Source organism: Wolbachia endosymbiont (group B) of Philonthus cognatus (assembly GCF_947179345.1).
Classification (GTDB): Bacteria; Pseudomonadota; Alphaproteobacteria; order Rickettsiales; family Anaplasmataceae; genus Wolbachia.
In genome coordinates, this window is the sequence record NZ_CAMXBG010000002.1 from 520,084 (window position 1) to 540,679 (window position 20,596).

Below are 20,596 nucleotides of genomic sequence, written 5' to 3' on the forward strand. Positions count from 1 at the left end.
TTTTTAGTTTTGTTTCTGTGGGTTAGTTGGTACGAGCCTTGCCTTTAAGAAGATGTAAAATCACAATTATTACGAATAACATTCCACCAATAACTGATATAGCTCCACCCGTAATAAAACAAGCACGTGCCAACATTGATGAAATACTTGGCAGATCTGCAACTTTTCTTAAGGCACCATATCCACCAAGCCAAACAAGTCCAGTAATGTGGAGAAAATGTCCCAAGCTATATGCATAAATCTGTAATCTTACTATGGAGCTTTTTATTTCTTTACAGCCCAATTTTGGTAACAGCCAGTAGACAAAATTCATAAAAGCTATAGTAATACCAACTACAGAACCATGATAATGCGCAGGAATAGTGACATTTCCTTCAATAGTTAGCACTCCAAGCACACCTCCATAAATGAACAATACAAACGAGTGAAGAAGATAATTGCCCTTATCATTGAGCAGAGTTTTTATGTTGCAATACACTAATATTGTTAAAAAGCACGGCAGAACTGCTCCAGCAATTCTCATATGCCAGGTAAAAAACTGTATCAATTCAGCACTATCCGCCGAATAAATAAAGTATATAAACGGCGCACCTACGGTCAAAACTGTGTTTATAAATAGTGGTAAAATGGTAATTTTATTTAGACTAATATAGCGAGCATTCAGTATGATCAAATAAACTAAAAACATTGCTTGAGCAAAGGCAAACTGCAGTAAATGTCCGCCTCCCCAAAAGAGATATTCATAAAATAAATTCTTGTCTGAGTGATATAGACCTGGAGGCATATTTTTATGTGCTAAAACAACACAAAGAAATGATGACACAAGTATAATGACCAGGCCAATTTGTCCGATTGAAAGATATGAGTCTTGTTTATTTGATATGTAGGCTAGAGCTGTATTTATCAATATGCTGGTAATGAAAAGACTGAGTCCAAGTAAAAATAATTTGTTTTGTAATACAGGTATATAGTTACTTTTGATAACTTCAGTATTTGGAACAAATGCAGATATAAACATTAGCAGCATGGAAAGGATTGAGAGAGTCCATGAGAAGTTAAACCAATGATTGGTGTTTTTTAAGTTTATGATGAAGAGCAGAGATATTATAGAGCACATCCATACCAAAATTGACAAATTTACGTGTATCACCAGTGCATTATCAAAGATATATTGTGCAGAAGGAATGAGAGAAGAAATAAAAGGCAATCGTAGAAAAATAACAATTATTGACAGCAGTCCAGAACAAGCAAGAGCAAGTACTGCCAAGAATATCCATTGCCTGCAAAGTGAAGCGTTATTTTGTATGTTGAGCATTTACTTTTAGGTACTATAGCATAAGACAATGTACATTTTTCAAATTGATATGCATAGTTTAAATGAATGACATTACAACAATATCTTTCATCGTGAAAATGCTGCGTCCATTTCCATTTCATATTATGGTAATATTACTGACAGCGTTAGTCTGGGCTATCGAAATGTGTTTTAATCAATACTTGATAAAAATTATTACAGTAAGAGAATCTTTACATAATGGCATGACATTACGTTAATGCTTTTGATCCACAATTAAGAACATTTTCGTTGTGATTTACGTTTCTAGTATGTATATTAATGAATCTTGTTTTCACTAAATAATGAAAATAATAATTGTCATGATAATGTTATTGTATAGTAACTATACAATGGCAAGCGAACGAATAAGTTTAGTAGATAAAAAATTATCTCAAGGATATGTAGCTCCAATACTTACAGAAAATAGCGTTATTTTACCAGACAAGCACGGTACCTTATATTCCTTTGATATCGATAACCCAAGAGTTATAAATTGGAAATTATACCTCTCAAGTAGGAAAAAAATTGGTAATATGAGTTTATCGAGCTACAAAGAAAATGTTTTCTTTGTAGTGGATAACATTCTACACACAATAGATGCGAAAACAGGGGAGATTCAATGGGAAAAAGAATTAAGAGCTCCGGCAAGAGGGAAAGCAATAGTAATAAACAATAAGTTGGTAGTATTGACTATTGATAACTATCTACATGTATTTGATATAAAAGATGGCAGCCCCATTTGGGCTTATCAAAATGGTATAAATGAGGTTCGAGGTTTATATTCCATCTCACCAGCAGTCTCTAATGATAAAATAATGGCACCATTTTCAAATGGCGAGTTAATAGCTTTTAATGAAGAAGGTAAAAAACTATGGAGCCAAAAATTAGCTACAAATCTTTTAGACACACAGCTTACAGATGTAACTACTACACCTAGAGTACACGATAATATCTTAATAGCTACGAGCAACTCTTATATTTATAGCATTGACGTAAACTCAGGAAATATTTTATGGTCAAGGCCACTACAAGTAAAAAGTATATCAAACATTGAGTCATATTATAGCCCTCTTATTCCTGCAGAGAAACAAAAAGAAGGCGGAAGAATTTTCATGGTGACTAAAGGTAATAAGGTAATTGGCATCGACATACAAAGTGGAAAAACAGTTTGGACATCTGATTTTATAGAGAATGTGCAATTGTTTGTTCCAATTATGTATGCCCATACGCTTTGGGTAACAAGTAATAAAGGTTCAATATTTGCTTTTCCTGGATCTGAAAGTACAGGAAGGGTAATTAAAATACCCGGTAATGTGTTTCATGCTCCAGTATTTACCCATGGTAAGATGTATATAACGACTGAAGGAAATGGTGTTTATTCTTTAGAAAATAGGTTTGTTTTTTATGACTGATTATGATTTGATTATTATAGGTGGTGGTCCAGGTGGTTACAAATGCGCTATCGCTGCTGCAAAACTCGAACTCAAAGTTGCTTGTATAGACAAAAATAGCATTTTTGGTGGCACGTGTTTGCGAGTTGGGTGTATACCATCAAAAGCATTACTCCATTCCTCTTATCATTATGCTAGCGCGAAAAATAATCTATCAAAACTTGGCATAAAAGTTAAGGATGTAAGTCTCGATTTGAGAGAAATGATAGGCTATAAAGACGCTAGGGTTCAGGAACTTGGAAAAGGCATAGAATATCTGTTTAACCTTCACAAAATCACTAAAATCAATGGGCTTGCTTCTTTTGACCAAGGTAATCTTGAAGTTTCAGTTGAAGGTAAGGTGCTGAAGGCAAAAAATATAGTAATTGCAACTGGTTCTGATGTTAGCTCTCTGCCAGGAATTAATATTGATGAGAAAGACATTATTTCGTCTACTGGTGCATTATCTTTAACTGAAGTACCAAAAAAACTTGTCGTAATCGGAGCCGGGGCAATAGGGCTTGAAATGTCTTCTGTATGGAGGAGGCTAGGGTCTGAAGTCACTGTAGTAGAATTTTTTGACAGAATCGCTGCAGCAATGGATGGAGAATTAAGTAAGTCTCTACTTTCTAGTCTACAAAAACAAGGAATAAAATTTTTACTTAGCACTAAAGTTGAGGAGATAAAACAAAGTAGTAATTCTTTGAGTGTGGAAGTTTGCTCTGCTCAAGACAACCAAACAAACATTATAGAGGCAGATAAGGTGCTGGTTGCAGTAGGACGCAAACCATGCACTGAGGGTCTTGAAAAAATAGAGAAAGACAGTCGTGGTTTCGTTCAAGTTAACAACAGATATGAAACTAATGTGAAAGGAATATTTGCTATTGGTGATGTGATTGGTGGAGCAATGCTTGCTCATAAAGCAGAGGAAGAGGGAGTTGCAGTTGCGGAAATAATAGCAGGACAATTACCTCACGTTGATTATGAAATCATACCGTCAGTCATTTACACCCACCCTGCAGTTTCTTCAATCGGTAAAACCGAAGATGAACTGAAAAGTGTTGGTCGAAAGTATAAAGTTGGTAAATGTCAATTTGCTGCAAATGGTAGAGCAAAAGTCACTGACGATGCTGAGGGATTCGTGAAAGTTCTGACTTGTAGCAAAGCAGATACAATACTCGGTGTACATATCATAGGAGCATACGCTGATACGCTAATCAATGAAGCAGCGGTTGCAATGGCATATGGTGCAGCAGCAGAGGATATATACAGAATTTGTCACTCTCATCCTGATATAAATGAAGCCTTTAGGGATGCGTGCATCGATGCTTTCTTTAAAAAGTAACTGTGGACCTCGGTTCAATCATTGAAAAATGGTATGATTGGCTAAAGTACAACAGGTCTTACTCACCAAACACTTTGGAGTCATACATGAGGGACCTCAAAGATCTTATAAATTTCCTAAATACTCACATTGGTGAAGAAGTAAATGTTGGCTCTTTAGAAAAATTAAGCATACCTGAACTGAGAAGTTGGTTTACCTCTCGTTATGCAAGAGGTGTAAATGCGAGATCTAACACTCGCGCATTGTCAGTAATCAGAAATTTTTTCAAATATATAAAAAACAATTATGAAATAAATAATGAAGCGGTATTTTCTTTATCAAGGCCAATTCAGAGAAGAACTCTACCTAAAGCACTTTCAATATCTAACATAGAAACTCTATTGAAAGAAATGAAATTGCCTGATCTAGGCGAGCCTTGGGTGGTAAAAAGAGAAATTGCAATTGTCGTTCTGCTATATGGTACGGGCTTAAGAATCACTGAAGCACTGAATCTTAAGGTTAGTGATATTAGCAATGAAAGTTTAATAGTAACAGGTAAGGGAGATAAACAAAGGCAGGTATTTATTCTTCCAGTAGTAAAAAAGTGTATACAAAAATATATAAAAGCTTGTCCCCACTTTGACGAAGCGGGACATCTTTTTGTGGGGGTAAGAGGAAAAAAATTGGGAAGAACTTATGTTGCTAATCGTTTGCAAAAAATAAGAAGATTTTTAAACTTACCAGAAATTTTATCTCCACATGCATTTCGCCATAGTTTTGCTACTCATTTGCTTCAGGAAGATATTGACATAAGATCAATACAACAGCTGCTTGGCCACTCAAGCCTTGAAACTACTCAAGTTTACACTCACCTAAATTATCAAGATGTCTTCAATATGTATAAAAACTTTCAGAAGAGTTTGAATAAAAAATCGAAATCTTAACTTCGTCTTAAATCGATAATATTGCCGAACTGAGTGCTTGCAACATCATTCAGTACTGTACCTGCTTTATATAAGCAATAGTGACCAGCAGAGAAGAAAGCAAAAACGTTTTGCAAAAGGTTATGAATGAAAGAGAATAGACAGCAGAATTTAAATTAGAAGCTATGTAAAGAAACAAGTCAAGCAAATAGCAAAAGATCTGGGACCGTACACCTAGGCACTCAATTTTAATTTTTCACTCAAAACCAAGTTTACGACATCAGGGCTGGCTTTTCCTTTGGTGGATTTCATGACTTCACCAACAAAGAACCCATACAATCTTGTTTTACCACCCTTATATTCTTGAACTTTATCTTGGTTGTCATTGATGATTTTATCTATTACCTCTGAGATTTGACATGTGTCAGTTATTTGCTTGAGATTCTGCTCTTCTATAATAAGGGATGCAGGCTTTCCAGTTTCAAACATAATATCAAAAACTTGTTTACCAAGTTTAGCAGAGATCGTTCCATCGACGATAAAGTCGAGGAGTTCGGATAAAGCATCTGCTTTAATTGGAGAGCTAACAATATCAATATTTGTTTTATTTAAACGACCGAAAAGCTCGACGGTTAACCAGGTAACTGCAATCTTTGAATCATGCTTTTTTGCTAATTTTTCAAAATAATCGGCAATTTCTTTATCAGAAGTGAGAACGTCTGCATCATATTCATTGATACCTAATTCCTCTATGTATCGAAGTTTTTTTTGATCTGGCAACTCGGGTAAAGATGATTTAATAGAATCAATTTTGTCTTGGCTTATTTCAACAGGTAGCAAATCAGGTTCAGGGAAATATCTATAGTCACTTGAATCTTCTTTGCTTCTCATCACTTTTGTTTTTCCTAAAGTGACATCAAACAATAAGGTATCTTGACTTATTTCTCCTCCGCTTTCCAAAATTTTGATCTGCCTTTGTGCTTCATAATCTATAGCTTGTACAATATAACGTATTGAATTTAAGTTTTTTATTTCACAACGAGTGCCAAATGTGCTACTACCCTTTGGGCGAACAGAAACATTTGCATCACAGCGAAGTGACCCCTTTTCCATATCACCATCACATGAACCGATGTAACGCAAAATCTGCCTCAATTTTTTCATGAATTCTGCAGCTTCTGCAGATGAACGAAGATCTGGCTCTGAAACAATTTCCATTAAAGCAACACCTGCACGATTTAAATCTATGTAAGTTTTGCTTTCTTCATGAATACTCTTTCCTGCATCTTGCTCTAAGTGAATTCTTGCGATTCTTATTTCTTTTTCATTATTATTGATAAACACTTTACCATTTTTAACTATCGGCTCAAAGAACTGGGTTATTTGGTAACCTTGTGGTAAATCGGGATAAAAATAATTTTTACGATCAAAGTAAGAGCACTTATTAATTTCTGCAGAAAGTGCAAGACCGGTACATATTGCTTGCTCTATGCAGAAATAATTTAATATTGGCAATGTACCTGGCATTGCTGCATCAACTAGAGAAACTTGAGTATTGTGCTCAGTGCCAAATTCCGTTAGTGAACTAGAAAATAGCTTTGTCTTAGAAGAAACCTGAGCGTGTACCTCAAGTCCAATTACTGTCTCCCAGTTTTCTTTTGTCATGTATTTTATTCAATTAATAACTTTATATTCTGCAAACTAGCACAAAAAGTCAAATAAAACTCATTTAACCTATGATCCAAGAGCGGTGTATATCAATAATATAAGAGTTACTACAGTTTCTATTGACTAGGCTGTTATATAATAAAGTTAAGTGCTGCCAAAAAATATCTATAGTAGGCCAAAACATAATTTTGATGGCAACTGATTAGCTAACAAATTTATAAACATCAGTATATAGTTCATCAATGCCTGGCTCTTTACTATTTTTAGCAAAATCTTCTGACTTTTTTACTAAATCTCGTATTTCCTTATCAATAGCTTTGCATTCTTCATCAGAAGCGATTTTATTGTCTGTTATATACTGTTTTAGGGTGCTTATAGGATCATGATTTTGCTTCATATCTTCAACTTCTTCTTTTGAACGATAAGTAGCAGGATCTGACATTGAATGTCCACGATATCGATATGTCTTCATTTCAAGCAAGAGAGGTCCTTTTCCCCCACGTACGTGCTCAGCTATTTCACTTGTTAACTCATAGACAGAGAAAAAATCCATTCCATCAACTTGTTTTCCAGGAATACCAAAACTCTCTCCTCTTTTATATAGTTCAGTTACTAAAGTTGATCTTTGTACAGAAGTTCCCATTGCGTATTCGTTATTTTCTATGATATAAACCACAGGTAACTTCCACAAAGATGCCATATTAAATGATTCATATACTTGTCCTTGATTTGCAGCACCGTCACCAAAATATGTGAATACAACGTTATCTTTTTTCTTGTATTTATTAGCAAATGCTATTCCTGTGCCAATTGGGACTTGTGCACCTACTATTCCATGTCCACCAAAGAAATTTTTTTCAACATCAAATATGTGCATGGAGCCACCTTTGCCTTTTGAACACCCTGTTTCTTTGCCGGTTAGTTCTGCCATCACAACATTCGGATCAGAATTACATGCAAGCATTAAGCCATGGTCTCTATAGCTTGTGATAAAAGCATCACCAGATTTTGATGCAGCTTGAGTCCCAACTGCAACTGCTTCTTGCCCTATTGATAAGTGACAGAATCCGCCTATTAATCCCATTCCGTATAATTGTCCTGCTTTTTCCTCAAATCTGCGTATGAGAAGCATTTTTCTGTAGAATCCAATCACCTGTTCTTTAGTGAAATTTTCTGCTTTCATATTGACTTTCTTTTATTAAATTGAGATCATACCAGAAATTTTTAACATTTTATAATACTATCTATATGGACTACTATCACTGGCTTGAAGCTTTTCACGTTATCTCTGTAATTATGTGGGTGGCAGGTATGCTCTATTTGCCAAGGCTTTATGTTTACCATGCATCTGTAAAACCAGGGTCAGAAAATGACAGCTTACTTCAAATAATGGAGAAGAGACTCCTTAGATATATCATAAACCCTGCAATGCTTTTCTCCCTTAGTTTTGGAATTATGCTAATGATTATTAGGGAAGCATATCGCGAAGGGTGGTTTCATATAAAAGCGCTAGCATTATTCTTAATGTTTGCTATTCATGGCCTACTTGCAAAGCATAGGAAAAATTTTGCAGTGGGCTTGAATAAGAAAACTCACGTTTATTTTCGTGTTTTAAACGAAGCAGTAACAGTGTTAATAATAATTATAGTTATTATGGTTATTGTAAAACCTTTTTGATTTTCTAGCCTAATGCTGAGCCATTGAATGGAGTATAAGAATTGTTACTAAATAGTTTATTCTGATGTTCCGTAGTCTAAGTAAAGTACTTAAGGTATAGATTCTTTGTTTTTGTGTGTTATCCTGGTTAACAAGAATTCGCAGTAGTATTATAATGAGTAAGTTAAAAAAGCTTAGTGCTGGACTTTCTTTGACAGGCCTGATTGGTAGTGATGATATAGATATGCAAAGGGCAGGAAATAGAAAGAAGAAATATCAATTTTTGGATAAGACGTTCGCATGGATTGATGCGATGATAAATTTTATTTTTAAACGTGAGAGTAATAACGTAAATGAAGTCCTAAAAGTCACATGGGGACCACTATTTTTTGGTTTAGTGGTGATATTCATCTTTTTTGGAATAGGTGGTATTTGGTCAGCTATAGCTCCAATTGACGGAGCAGTGCATGCAAGTGGAGAAGTTATTGTCTCTTCAAATAGAAAAATAGTGCAACACTTGGGTGGGGGAATAATAAGCAAAATTTTAGTAAAAGAAGGTCAAACAGTTAAAAAAGATGAGCCTTTAGTTTTATTAAGTGATGTTAACGAAAAGGCAAATTTGAGTATAATTAAAGAAAAACTCTTATCATTTTTGGCAACTGAAGCAAGACTTATTGCAATTAGGGGAGACTTAGATACGCTAGAATTTTCTGATGAGGTTAAAAGATTATCTAACGATGAACTTGTAAATAAAGCGATAAAGAATCAGGTAAAGTTGTTCAACTCTCAGAGAAAGAGTATATTAGGAAAAACTGACATACTGCAACAACGTATAAAGCAGTTAAATGATGAATTAGCAGGGCTAAATTTTCAACTAAATGCAGCCCATAAGCAATATGACTTGATAACTGAGGAGTTAGAAACAAAAAGACAATTACTTGATAGTGGCCATATAAGCAAACCACACATTTTAGCTTTAGAAAAACAGTTTGCTGAAATTGAGGGTAGAGTTGGACATTACCGTTCTGCAATATCTCAAGTACAGCAAAAGATTGGAGAAAATGAGTTAGAGATTATAAATGTGAAGAATGATGCTCAAGAAAGAGCAAATGCTGAGCTTAAGGAAGTTAATACATCTATTGCAGACTTAAAAGAGAGGCTGATGGTTGCTGAAGATTCGTTAGCACGTACAATAATTAAATCACCTCAAGATGGTATAGTTACAGATATAAGATACCACACTGAAGGTGGTGTTATACAATCTGGAGTTCCAATCATGAGTATAGTACCATCAGATGATGATCTAATAATAGATGCTAAAGTTCTAACCAGAAACATAGAAGAGATACTGTCAGCAAAAAAGAAAGATAGCAATATAGTCTCTATCGACGGACTAGAAGGGCTGAAAGTTAAAGTAAGGCTGAGCGCTTATAGTGCACGTCGCTTAAGTTTAATTAACGGTATAGTAAACCATATTTCCCCTGATGCTCTTGATGATCCAAGGATGGGGCGTTATTATTCAGTGCGAGTGGTGATACCAAAATCAGAACTTGCTCAATTTAAAAACGTATACCTATATCCTGGTATGCCAGCAGAAGTATATATAGTTACTCAATCCCGCACTCTTTTATCGTTCTTGTTTACACCTATAATTGCAACATTCGATAGATCTTTCATAGAGAGATAATTTATTTTGCTTTTCTAAAAAATTTGTTTACAGAGTTTGATATGCAAAAAAATTTACACACAAGTAGTGTATTATTTTATAATTATTTTCTATAATATGTAAATCTTTGATTTAAGATGCAAATGCTAACGTAAAAATTAAAGGTTAATTAGTAAACTCAGCTGTATAATAGAATTAAAGGAATTAGTAAGATTTTTACCTCAATGAATTATAAATAGGCAAACTTACCTAAAGTTTAATAGTGTCTGTTACTGCTTTTAGGTGTGAGGCTAGAGGGTTATTAGCAATAACAGACACTATTAAACTTATTATAGAACTTCCTTAAAGTAAATACTTAACTTAAAATATTATAATATTTTAACTTAAAATAGATTCATGTAAATGCTTTTTCCTCAAGTTAGTATCGTATTAGTATATTTATTAAATGCTAAAAAAACATTAATCATCATTTACTTTTGATTCAATATTTAGCAAAACACTTGTGTACATTCTATAATCTCTGTTTGCATAGTAAGTGTATATATATTATTATACAGTTAGTTTTACAGCAAAAAATATGGTGAAGTTATTTGCATTATTGATAATGTTTTACTCAAACATATCAATTGCTTCTGCTCCTACTTCTTGGCAATTTGGATTTCCTGCGCCTGCAACTGAGATAATGGAGGTTGTAGTTAAGTCACATTCGTTTGTGATGAGTGTAATGATTGCAATTATGCTTTTTGTATGGGCCCTGCTTGCTTATGTAGTATTTCGCTTTCGTAAGGGCAAAGTGAAAAATGTCAGTAAAATAACTCATAATATCTTTGTAGAAATTATCTGGTTTGTTATACCAACGATTATTGTTGGGGTATTGGCTTTTAAAAATGCTGAATTAATTAAACTACAGGAGAAAGTGCCAAAAGCTGACATAACACTAAAAGTTATTGGTCATCAATGGTATTGGAGTTACCAGTACCCAGAATATCAAGGTATTTCATTTGACAGCTATATAAAAGGAAAAGAAGACTTTACCGAAAGAGATTTAAAACTATTCTCTGTTGATAATAACGTTATTTTACCTATCAATACTAATATTCGTTTACAAGTGACAGCAGGAGATGTAATACATAGCTGGGGAATACCGGCTTTTGGTATAAAAATTGATGCAATACCAGGTAGGCTGAATGAAGCATGGTTTAACGTTACAAAGCCCGGTATTTATTATGGGCAATGTTATGAACTATGTGGTCAAGGTCATGGATTTATGCCAATTGTTGTTGAAGCAGTGAGTAAAGAAGATTTTAATAAGTGGATTGAAGATAAAAAATTAGTAAGTTAAGTTTGGAGTATAGATATGAGTGATGTACCAAAAGGTATAAGACGTTGGCTGTTTTCTACTAATCACAAAGATATAGGGACACTATACATTATTTTTTCCATATTAGCTGGAATTATTGGTGGATTATTATCGGTAATTATTCGTACTCAGCTAATGCACATTAATATACTGAACAATAATTACCAGCTATATAACGTAATGATTACAGGGCATGCGGTAATAATGGTGTTTTTTATGATAATGCCAGCCTTAATGGGAGGATTTGGTAATTGGTTCGTACCTCTCATGATTGGTTCACCAGATATGGCATTTCCTCGTATGAATAATTTAAGTTTTTGGTTATTAGTATCATCTTTTATTTTGCTTATCCTCTCTGTATTTGCTGGCGAAGGTCCTGGAACAGGATGGACTTTATACCCACCTTTGTCGCAAATTATGTCCCACCCAAGTGCAGGAGTTGATCTTGCTATACTTGCACTTCATGTTGCTGGTATGTCATCAATTGTTGGGGCGATCAACTTTATAGTCACTATATTCAATATGCGTGCAAAAGGTATGTCACTCACTAAAATGCCACTATTTGTTTGGTCTGTTTTACTAACGTCATTTATGTTAATTGTTGCCTTACCGGTACTTGCTGGTGCTATAACTATGCTGCTAACTGATCGCAATATTGGTACTTCCTTTTTTGATCCTGCTGGTGGCGGTGATCCTGTGTTATTTCAACACCTGTTTTGGTTTTTTGGTCATCCAGAAGTTTACATAATTATTTTCCCTGCATTTGGCATCATAAGTCAAGTCGTATCAACTTTTTCCCATAGGCCAGTATTTGGCTATAAAGGGATGGTTTATGCTATGATAGGTATAGCAGCATTTGGTTTTATGGTTTGGGCTCATCATATGTTTACTGTTGGGCTTAGCGAAGATGCTGCTGTGTTTTTTAGCACTACAACAATTTTTATTGGTGTTATAACTGGTGTAAAAGTTTTTAGCTGGATTGCAACTATGTGGGGTGGGGCAATTGAATTTAAAACCCCTATGCTATTTGCGCTAGGTTTTATTTTTATGTTTGTTGGTGGGGGTATAACCGGAATAATTCTTTCTCACGGTGGAATAGATAAACTTTTACACGATACCTATTATGTCGTTGCTCACTTTCACTATGTCATGTCGCTTGCTGCATTATTTGGAGCCTTCGCTGGTTTTTATTATTGGATAGGCAAAATGTCAGGTAAGCAATATAACGAGTGTTTAGGAAAGGTACACTTTTGGCTCACTTTTATTAGCACCAATGTTACTTTCTTACCTCAGCATTTCCTGGGATTAGCCGGCATGCCAAGGCGTATACCTGATTATCCCGACGCGTTTATCCCTTGGAATTATATATCCTCAGTTGGCTCATATATGTCCTTTGTTTCAGTTATGTTTTTTGTGTTTATAGTTATACATCTCTTCAAATGGGGCAAGAAAGCTGGAGATAATCCTTGGGAAGGTGACACTTTAGAATGGACAGTATCTTCACCACCGCCTTTTCATACTTTTGAAAAACCACCAGTGATAAAATAGAATGTACACAAGTGTTTTGCTAAATGTTGAATCAACAATACTGGATTTTTGGCATTTGCTAAAGCCAAGGATAATGTACCTTGTAGTGTTTACTGCAGTTGCTGGAATGGTTGCTGCGCCGGGTAGTATTCATCCTTTTCTTGTACTAATATCTCTGGTATGCATTGCTCTTGGTTCAGGATCTGCAGGTGCGATAAATATGTGGTATGACAGAGATATAGACTTGCTTATGGAGAGAACAAAAAACCGCCCTATACCTTCAGGTAGAGTTTCTGCAGAAAGCGCGCTTGAATTTGGCATAACTCTTGGAATATTGTCAGTATTTATCATGGCAATAGCAGTGAACTATGTTTCTGCTGCTTTGCTTGCAATTAGCATATTATTTTATGTTTTTGTGTATACAATTTGGCTCAAAAGGCGTACTCCGCAGAATATTGTTATTGGTGGTGCAGCAGGTGCTTTTCCTCCAATGATTGGCTGGGCGGTTGTAACTGACTCTGTAAGCTGGGAAAGTTGTATTCTATTTTTAATAATTTTTATGTGGACTCCACCACATTTTTGGGCTCTATCTTTAAATAGATCTGAAGATTATACAAAAGCATCGATTCCAATGTTCAATATCGTTTATGGTCCAGAAAAAACGAGGAAATATATATTAATCTATAGCGTGTTACTCGTATTAACTAGCTTACTTCCAGCACTATTTTTGAAAAAGGCTCTATTTTACCTCAGTATGGCAATTATTGAAGGGTGTGTTTTTATTTGGTTTGCTGCATCCGTTATAAGGCTTAAAAGTCATAGCTCGCAGAAAAAAATGTTTTCTTATTCGATTTCTTATCTATTTTCTCTGTTTGCCAGCGTTATTTACTGCTCTATTGATTTATTTTAACCATGAAAGAACATAAAAACTATCTTTTACTTTCTCTTCTAATAATGCTCGTTGTAGCACTTTTTTTTATTTCCATAATAAAATTTAAAGGTGCGGCTTAAATTGCCTCTATATCTATAAAAATTGTGATTTTATAGAAGCAACGATATACTTTATTAATTCACTACAGTTAAAGATGAAGAAAAAGGAAGTGACAATATACACAGATGGAGCATGCTCTGGTAACCCAGGGACAGGAGGGTGGGCAGCAATCATATTATTTCAAAATCATATAAAGAACATCTGTGGTAGAGAAGAAAATACTACAAATAATAAAATGGAGTTAACAGCAGTGATCAATGGACTGAAGGTATTAAAATTTCCTTGTAATATCAGTTTGTATACGGATAGCCTCTATATTAAATACGGTATAACAGAATGGATAAATAAGTGGAAAATGAACGGCTGGAAGACAAGTAATAAGAAGTCAGTAAAAAATATAGAATTATGGAAAGAATTAGACGATGTTGCTTTGCAACATGAGATTAACTGGAAGTGGGTGAAAGCGCATAATGGTGATAAATACAATGAAGAAGCCGACAGCTTAGCAAGAAAAGCAATAATCGATGCTTAAAAAAATAGCTCTATCATTTTCTATAATTTTATTATTTATATTCTGCTTCTTTATCCCTTTTAAAGGGGAAGGTCCTTTAGAAATCAATATTAGTTATATTAATTTTTATATAAAGAAAAAAATATTAAAGATATTTACCAATTCGGATGTCAGCATGGAGAGTACCTCGGTTATTTGGCAGAAAGATGGCAAGCTAGTCATTACAGATTTAAAAATAACAAATCCTGACTTTACCATAGAAGTTCCTGAGCTTTTCGTACACTTTAAGTTAAGTTCCAAAAAGTTCTCTCAGGTTTTAGCTGGTAATGTACACATATATATCAAGAAGGAAGAGACCAGAGGAATAACAACATCTGTAATGACAGATAAGATGAGTAGTACAAAAAATCTGCTGAAGACAATAAGAAAAATTTTTTTCTACTTAAATGCAGACTCAAGGATTGAAATTACTAACATTGCTGTCAATAAAAGCACGGAAGGTGAGTTTTTCATCGATAAAGTATATGCAGGGAAGGGGGAAGATTTCAATGTTTTGGATATTCGTGTTCATACAAAAGATAAAAAGGGGATTCTAGATGATTTATCTATTATGATAAAAAATCGCAATAATTTGTTAAATTTGTATGGAACATTTTATAACCTAAAGTTGGGGCTATTTAACGAGTTTTCCACACTAGTTAAAAGTTACAATTTGGACAAAGAAATAGGGTTCAAAGGGAACTTCTCAATGAGGATTAATGGAAAGGATGAAGTTATGGATGGAAACATATACGTGTTAAATACAGAGAGTCACTCAGGTAAAAACTTAGCCTTGACTAATGTAAATGTAAATTTGACATATAGTGATGAAATCATTAGCGTAAAAAACTTTCATTTTAAGTTAAATGATACTTACCTTTCTTTGATTGGCAAAATGAACTTTGGCACAAATCATGCTTTGCTTAGAGTTAATATTAGTAAACTTGTTGCAAAAGATTTATGTACTTATGTACCAGATGGTGTAGTAAATAGTAAATTTAAAAGCTGGTATTGTAATAATATTGATGGGGATGTTCTAAATACCATTGTAAGTTTCAATGGCAAAATTAACAATTTGGTTAATGACGATCTATCAGACATTGTAATTGTTGCTGATATAGAAAATTGCAGCGTTAAATTTGATGAAGATTTTGAACGAGTGGAGAAGTTGAACGGTGAGTTAACTCTTAAGGATAACAATCTCAAAATTATTGTAAATAGTGCCAAGTTCCAGAATTTCACTATCGATAGTAGTGATATTGAAATGAACTCTCTAAATAAGGAAGATTCAGTTCTTACCATTAACGGTCAGGCTGTAAGTGATGCTTATGGGTTATATGAGCCTATAAGATTTAAGCTGGATGATGTGGTAAAACTTGAAAGAGATAAAGTAGGTGGAATAGCAAAGTCTGTATTCAATTTTCGTATTTTTAATCTAAACTCTAGTGATAAAAAAGTAGATTTTTCGGCCAAATTTCATTCTGAAATTGATAATTTGGTGGTGTATAATGGAAGTTTTGGTAAGTATGATATTAAGCTCGATTTTGGGAGTGACTTTATAGATTTAAATGGTAGTGGTATGGTGAATAATACACAGCTTCTATTTGACCTCAAAAGTAGCAATAAAAATGAAAATTTTGCCTGGAATTTGACTGGAGATTTGCCTGCTCAAATACTTAATTTCGGTGATGGTTACATCAATGCAAATATAGAATCAGTGGTATATCAAGATAAGACGGGATATATTAATGGTAATATAGATTTATCAGAGCTTGAGTCACGTTCAACCTACTTAGGGTGGAAAAACCATTTTGAAGATCACAATAAAGTTTTATTTTCTACAAGGCTAAAAGGAGTAGGTGAGTTGCTAATAGACAAACTAGACGTTGTAGGAAATGATCTAGACATAAAATTCAGCGGAAGAGTAGAAAATGGAAATCTATATTTAAATTCTAGCAACTTTAAATTACCTGATAATAATTTTAGTATAGAGATTGAGTCAGGTAAGGAGAAAAATGCCATAACTATTCATGGTGAGAAAATCAACTTAAGTGATGTTTTAGGTTTACTTGGCAAAGATAGTAATCGATTAAATAACAACATAGAAGTTACTATGAATGTTGACAATATAATTATGAAAGAAGGAATTATCATAAAAGATGCTAAGCTAAATGTAACTTGTGCTAAAGGTGATTGTAGTGGAAGTCAATTCACAGGACAGTTTTTAGAAGATAACAGTAATATACTAGTAGAATATAGTGAAATAGGGCTAGAAGTATATTCGGATAATTCAGGTATGCTTTTACGTTCTTTCGGTGTTGGTAAGTCAATTAAAAACGGCAAATTATCTCTTTATCTATCTTCTAAGAGAGAAAATGGAGAACATTATGGTATGTTATCTATCAACAATTTCTATATCAAAGATGCTCCACTACTTACTACTTTATTATCAATGTCCTCACTTCCTGGTATTGTAAATGCTATAAAGAACGAAGGTGTGCATTTTTATAAGTATAATGCACCTTTTTCATATAAAGATGGCACTATTGAAATTGAGGAAACTTGGCTCGAAGGAGCGGAACTAGGCATTAGCACTAGTGGTACACTCGATATTAAGGGTTATAAATTTCAGGTTGAAGGACAAGTAATACCAGCATATTCAATTAACAAATCTTTGTTGAAAATCCCTATAATCGGAAAACTTCTGACTGGTGGGAAGAGTAGGGGGATTATTTCAATAGACTACAAAGCAAATGGTGATGATAAAAACAACAACGTATCTGTTAATCCTATCTCTTCGCTAACCCCAAGCTTACTTAAGAGGTTATTAGGAGTATTTGATCGTATTATGACAAAAACTAATAAAAGCATTTTAAAAGGTAGTTTAAAGAAGAAATTTAGCTCAATATGACCAGAAGAAAAGTTATTTATTGATGTTTAGTTAGATGGTAAACGTTAGATACAACAAACAGAGGAAGTTAGATAAAATAATTAAGGGAACAAGAATATAAAGGTTTAACTTGAAGTAACCGGATAAAATCTGAGTCACACTTCCAAGTGCTGGTACCCACGAAAGCAATGCAACTGCACAAATCAGTAGGTGCCTTACAATTTTTGGTGTTTTGTCTTCATTCTCTAATTTGTGATGTGATCTTCTGATAAAAATTGTTATTCTACCTAAATACCAGTTAGCTATTCCACCAAGACTGGATCCTAATACTCCAAAAAGTAATATAAGTAGTTGATCGTAGTTTGACCTAAAGCATAACATAGTGTAAAGTACAAAACCTTGATGTATGGGTAAGATAAGCGATGATACTAGGCTATCTATAAACAATAGGAGATAATTTTCCATACCAAGTTGTTGTACCATCTTCGTTGTCAGAAATTGTAACCCCCATTTGTTTCAATTGCTCTCTTATTTTGTCTGCAGTATCATAATCTTTATTTTGTTTTGCTACTTTTCTTAAGTCTATCAACCTTTCTATTTCTTGATGACTCACACCACTTGCAAACCACTCTTGATAACTTGACTCAAGAATACCAATGAACCTTGCGCTTTTAACAAACTTCTTAGTTAATTTGAGCCTCTCACATTCATTACTTGTCTTATTGATTTCTGTAGCCATTTCATGCAATATGGCTACAGCTTCAGGAATGTTTAAATCGTTTTTCAAAGCCTCTATAAAATCTTTAGAGACTTCTGCATCACTTTCCTCAATACATGTACTACGTAATAACCGATAAAACTTGTTTAAAGTTTCTTGCGACTCAGAGATAACATTTTCTGTCCAATCAAGTGGTTTTCTGTAGTGAGTTTTAAGCAGCGCATAACGTATTACTTCACCCTTTATTCCACTATCTAACAAATCCCTTACTTTGACTATATTAAATAAGGATTTGCTCATTTTCTCTTCATTTACCGTAAGAAACCCGTTGTGTACCCAATATTTTGCAAACGTTGACTCAGCAAATGCAGATTTACTCTGTGCAATTTCATTCTCATGATGAGGAAATTGCAAGTCTATACCCCCACCGTGAATGTCAAAATCTTTGCCAAGGTAAGCATATGACATTGCTGAACATTCTATATGCCACCCTGGTCTTCCCTCTCCCCATGGACTATTCCAGTGACTTGAAAGTTTATAGTCAGTTTCGTTTGCAGGTTTCCAAAGTACGAAGTCTCCTGGGTGTTTTTTATTTTCACCAACTTCAACTCTACTACCGTAGTTTAATTCATCAATTTTTTTTCCTGATAAAACGCCGTATTCAGGGTAAGATTCTACACTAAAATATACATGTTTATTGGATTCATAAGCATGACCAGCTTGCAGCAAAGACTCAATTAACTTGATAATGTTATCTATGTTTTCCGTTGCTTTTGGTTCATATGTTGGTTCTGCACAATTTATGCTTTCCATGTCTTCATGAAAAGTTTTAGTGTAATATTTGCTAATGCTTTCTATATTACTATTTTTCTCATTTGCTGCATTGATTATCTTGTCATCGATGTCGGTTATATTACGCACATAAGTAACTTTTCCATAACAAAATTTAAGCAGTCGAAATAATACATCGTAAACAACAATAGAACGTGCATTACCTATATGTGCTGTATCATATACTGTTGGCCCACAAACGTACATTTTTATATGATCTTTATCGATCGGTGTAAAGGGCTCTTTTTTTTTTGTTAAAGTGTTGTAAAGCTTAACCATATACAAAGCTTTTTAGAAAAGAAAATGCTCCAAATATAAGCTGTGGTCCTTTAACTATTACGACAAGAGTAAGTAATAACCCACACAATGATACTAATACTCCCATTATAGAGAGAAATCCATCTTTGCTCATGATACCCAGTGAAATGAGAGTTGTACCAATTGCAGGAATGAAGTTAGTTAAAGGAAGTGGGATTGCTATCGATAATGCACAAAGCAGCATTATAAATGCTAAAATATTTTCACCAGGACCACGAAAAATGAAAGACATTCTTGGTTTCATGAACTTTTCTATTTTTTTTAATGTAGGTGAAGTTTTCTCTACCACGAGAGCTAGTGTTGAACGTTGAAAAGATTTCCTTTCTAGCCAATTAGGCATCCAAGGAGAATCAAACCCAAATAGAAGCTGCAGTGAAAATAAGATTAAAGGTATAGAAAGAATGGTTGTATAGCCAGGTGGAACAGGTATAGGTACTGATAGCGGTAAAGAGAAGATGATTATTAAAATACCAAAACCACGCTCATGTAAAGCTGTTTTAATATCAAATAATGTTACTTTATCATTATCGTTATTATTAGTATCTGCAACCTCTTTTAGAATATCAGAGGCCAATTTTTTATCTTCAGTCAATTTCACACTTTTTTCCACAGTTACCCTTTAATAACAATATAACTTCTAACTAACATAGTTATTGCTATATTTCAATATCGATTATTCATTTCATGCTGTACTTCATTCTTTTATTAAAGTGTTGTAAAGCTTTTAAGTTATAAGGCTTTTAAGAAGAGAAAGTGTTCCGGCTATAAGTTTTGGTCCTTTAACTATTACAATAAGGGTAACCAATAACGCACAGAATGAAACTAACACTCCCAGCGTAGATAAAAATCCATCTTTACCCATAATGCCGAGTGAAATAAGAGTTATACCAATTGCAGGAAGGAAGTGAGTAAAAGGTAATGGAAGAGCTATTATTATTGCACAAAGCAACATCATAAAAGCTAGAATCTTTTCACCTGGACCAAGAAAAATAAAAGACATTCTTGGTTTCATGAACTTTTCTATTTTTTTTAATATAGGTGAAGTTTTCTCTACCACGAGAGCTAGTGTTGAACGTTGAAAAGATTTCCTTTCTAGCCAATTAGGCATCCAAGGAGAATCAAACCCAAATAGAAGCTGCAGTGAAAATAAGATTAAAGGTATAGAAAGAATGGTTGTATAGCCAGGTGGAACAGGTATAGGTACTGATAGCGGTAAAGAGAAGATGATTATTAAAATACCAAAACCGCGCTCATGTAAAGCTGTTTTGATGTCGAACAATGTTACTTTATCACTATCGTTGTTATTGGTATCTGCAACCTCTTTTAGAATATCAGAGGCCAATTTTTTATCTTCAGTCAATTTCTCACTTTCTTCCACGATTAACCTTTAATAACATTCTAACTAACA

17 protein-coding genes are annotated in these 20,596 nt (G+C 34.0%); 10 read left to right on the plus strand and 7 right to left on the minus strand.

Going from position 1 to position 20,596, the window contains the following annotated elements; translation table 11 throughout:
- Positions 1-22 precede the first annotated feature (22 nt).
- The gene (locus ONG78_RS04435) at positions 23-1,315 is read right to left on the minus strand and encodes a cbb3-type cytochrome c oxidase subunit I (protein ID WP_264685189.1); all 1,293 of its coding nucleotides are present in this window, start codon (positions 1,313-1,315) and stop codon (positions 23-25) included.
- A gap of 323 nt (positions 1,316-1,638) precedes the next feature.
- Here ONG78_RS04435 and ONG78_RS04445 point away from each other — a divergent pair, with 323 nt between their 5' ends.
- The 3 genes from ONG78_RS04445 to ONG78_RS04455 are packed head-to-tail and all read left to right on the plus strand — an operon-like array spanning position 1,639 to position 5,034.
- Entirely contained in the window at positions 1,639-2,748 is a 1,110-nt protein-coding gene (locus tag ONG78_RS04445) for an outer membrane protein assembly factor BamB family protein (protein WP_264374708.1), read from the plus strand.
- Positions 2,741-4,111 carry a dihydrolipoyl dehydrogenase gene (lpdA, locus tag ONG78_RS04450; protein ID WP_264377766.1) on the plus strand — a complete coding sequence of 457 codons (1,371 nt, stop codon included), beginning with the start codon at positions 2,741-2,743 and terminating at the stop codon, positions 4,109-4,111. Before ONG78_RS04445 ends, lpdA begins: the two co-directional genes overlap by 8 nt.
- Positions 4,112-4,113: 2 nt before the next feature.
- A complete protein-coding gene (locus tag ONG78_RS04455) occupies positions 4,114-5,034 on the plus strand; it encodes a tyrosine recombinase XerC (protein ID WP_026092663.1) in 921 nt (306 codons plus the stop codon).
- A gap of 213 nt (positions 5,035-5,247) precedes the next feature.
- Here the strand turns inward: ONG78_RS04455 and gatB are convergent, their stop codons facing one another.
- A complete protein-coding gene (gene gatB, locus ONG78_RS04460) occupies positions 5,248-6,678 on the minus strand; it encodes an Asp-tRNA(Asn)/Glu-tRNA(Gln) amidotransferase subunit GatB (RefSeq protein ID WP_264377767.1) in 1,431 nt (476 codons plus the stop codon).
- A gap of 205 nt (positions 6,679-6,883) precedes the next feature.
- Complete coding sequence (gene pdhA, locus ONG78_RS04465) at positions 6,884-7,864, minus strand: pyruvate dehydrogenase (acetyl-transferring) E1 component subunit alpha (protein WP_010401363.1); 981 nt, start codon at positions 7,862-7,864, stop codon at positions 6,884-6,886.
- A 65-nt stretch (positions 7,865-7,929) separates the two neighbouring features.
- Between pdhA and hemJ the strand changes: the two genes are divergently transcribed.
- The 7 genes from hemJ to ONG78_RS04500 all read left to right on the plus strand — a co-directional run bounded on the left by hemJ (position 7,930) and on the right by ONG78_RS04500 (position 17,342).
- Positions 7,930-8,358 carry a protoporphyrinogen oxidase HemJ gene (gene hemJ, locus ONG78_RS04470; RefSeq protein ID WP_264374712.1) on the plus strand — a complete coding sequence of 143 codons (429 nt, stop codon included), beginning with the start codon at positions 7,930-7,932 and terminating at the stop codon, positions 8,356-8,358.
- 154 nt (positions 8,359-8,512) lie between these two features.
- A complete protein-coding gene (locus ONG78_RS04475) occupies positions 8,513-10,024 on the plus strand; it encodes an HlyD family type I secretion periplasmic adaptor subunit (protein ID WP_264374713.1) in 1,512 nt (503 codons plus the stop codon).
- A gap of 556 nt (positions 10,025-10,580) precedes the next feature.
- Positions 10,581-11,345, plus strand: a complete 765-nt coding sequence (gene coxB / locus ONG78_RS04480) for a cytochrome c oxidase subunit II (protein WP_264374714.1) — start codon at positions 10,581-10,583, stop codon at positions 11,343-11,345.
- A gap of 15 nt (positions 11,346-11,360) precedes the next feature.
- A complete protein-coding gene (gene ctaD / locus ONG78_RS04485) occupies positions 11,361-12,911 on the plus strand; it encodes a cytochrome c oxidase subunit I (RefSeq protein WP_264374715.1) in 1,551 nt (516 codons plus the stop codon).
- 1 nt (position 12,912) lies between these two features.
- Positions 12,913-13,800, plus strand: coding sequence for a heme o synthase (locus ONG78_RS04490; RefSeq protein ID WP_264374716.1), 888 nt, complete (start codon positions 12,913-12,915; stop codon positions 13,798-13,800).
- Between the two features lie 175 nt (positions 13,801-13,975).
- Entirely contained in the window at positions 13,976-14,413 is a 438-nt protein-coding gene (gene rnhA / locus ONG78_RS04495; protein WP_264374717.1) for a ribonuclease HI, read from the plus strand.
- On the plus strand, positions 14,406-17,342 hold the full coding sequence (locus tag ONG78_RS04500) for a DUF3971 domain-containing protein (protein WP_264377768.1): 2,937 nt from the start codon (positions 14,406-14,408) through the stop codon (positions 17,340-17,342). The genes rnhA and ONG78_RS04500 overlap by 8 nt, the downstream gene beginning before the upstream one ends.
- Positions 17,343-17,372: 30 nt before the next feature.
- Here ONG78_RS04500 and ONG78_RS08010 read toward each other — a convergent pair whose 3' ends face one another.
- The 4 genes from ONG78_RS08010 to ONG78_RS04515 all read right to left on the minus strand — a co-directional run bounded on the left by ONG78_RS08010 (position 17,373) and on the right by ONG78_RS04515 (position 20,566).
- Complete coding sequence (locus ONG78_RS08010) at positions 17,373-17,786, minus strand: YqaA family protein (protein WP_012481730.1); 414 nt, start codon at positions 17,784-17,786, stop codon at positions 17,373-17,375.
- On the minus strand, positions 17,755-19,149 hold the full coding sequence (cysS, locus tag ONG78_RS04505; protein WP_064085935.1) for a cysteine--tRNA ligase: 1,395 nt from the start codon (positions 19,147-19,149) through the stop codon (positions 17,755-17,757). The genes ONG78_RS08010 and cysS overlap by 32 nt, the downstream gene beginning before the upstream one ends.
- Positions 19,142-19,798: an exopolysaccharide biosynthesis protein gene (locus ONG78_RS04510; protein ID WP_007302767.1), complete on the minus strand. Its 657-nt coding sequence runs from the start codon at positions 19,796-19,798 to the stop codon at positions 19,142-19,144. Before ONG78_RS04510 ends, cysS begins: the two co-directional genes overlap by 8 nt.
- Positions 19,799-19,912: 114 nt before the next feature.
- Complete coding sequence (locus tag ONG78_RS04515; protein ID WP_007302768.1) at positions 19,913-20,566, minus strand: exopolysaccharide biosynthesis protein; 654 nt, start codon at positions 20,564-20,566, stop codon at positions 19,913-19,915.
- Between the last annotated feature and the right edge of the window lie 30 nt (positions 20,567-20,596).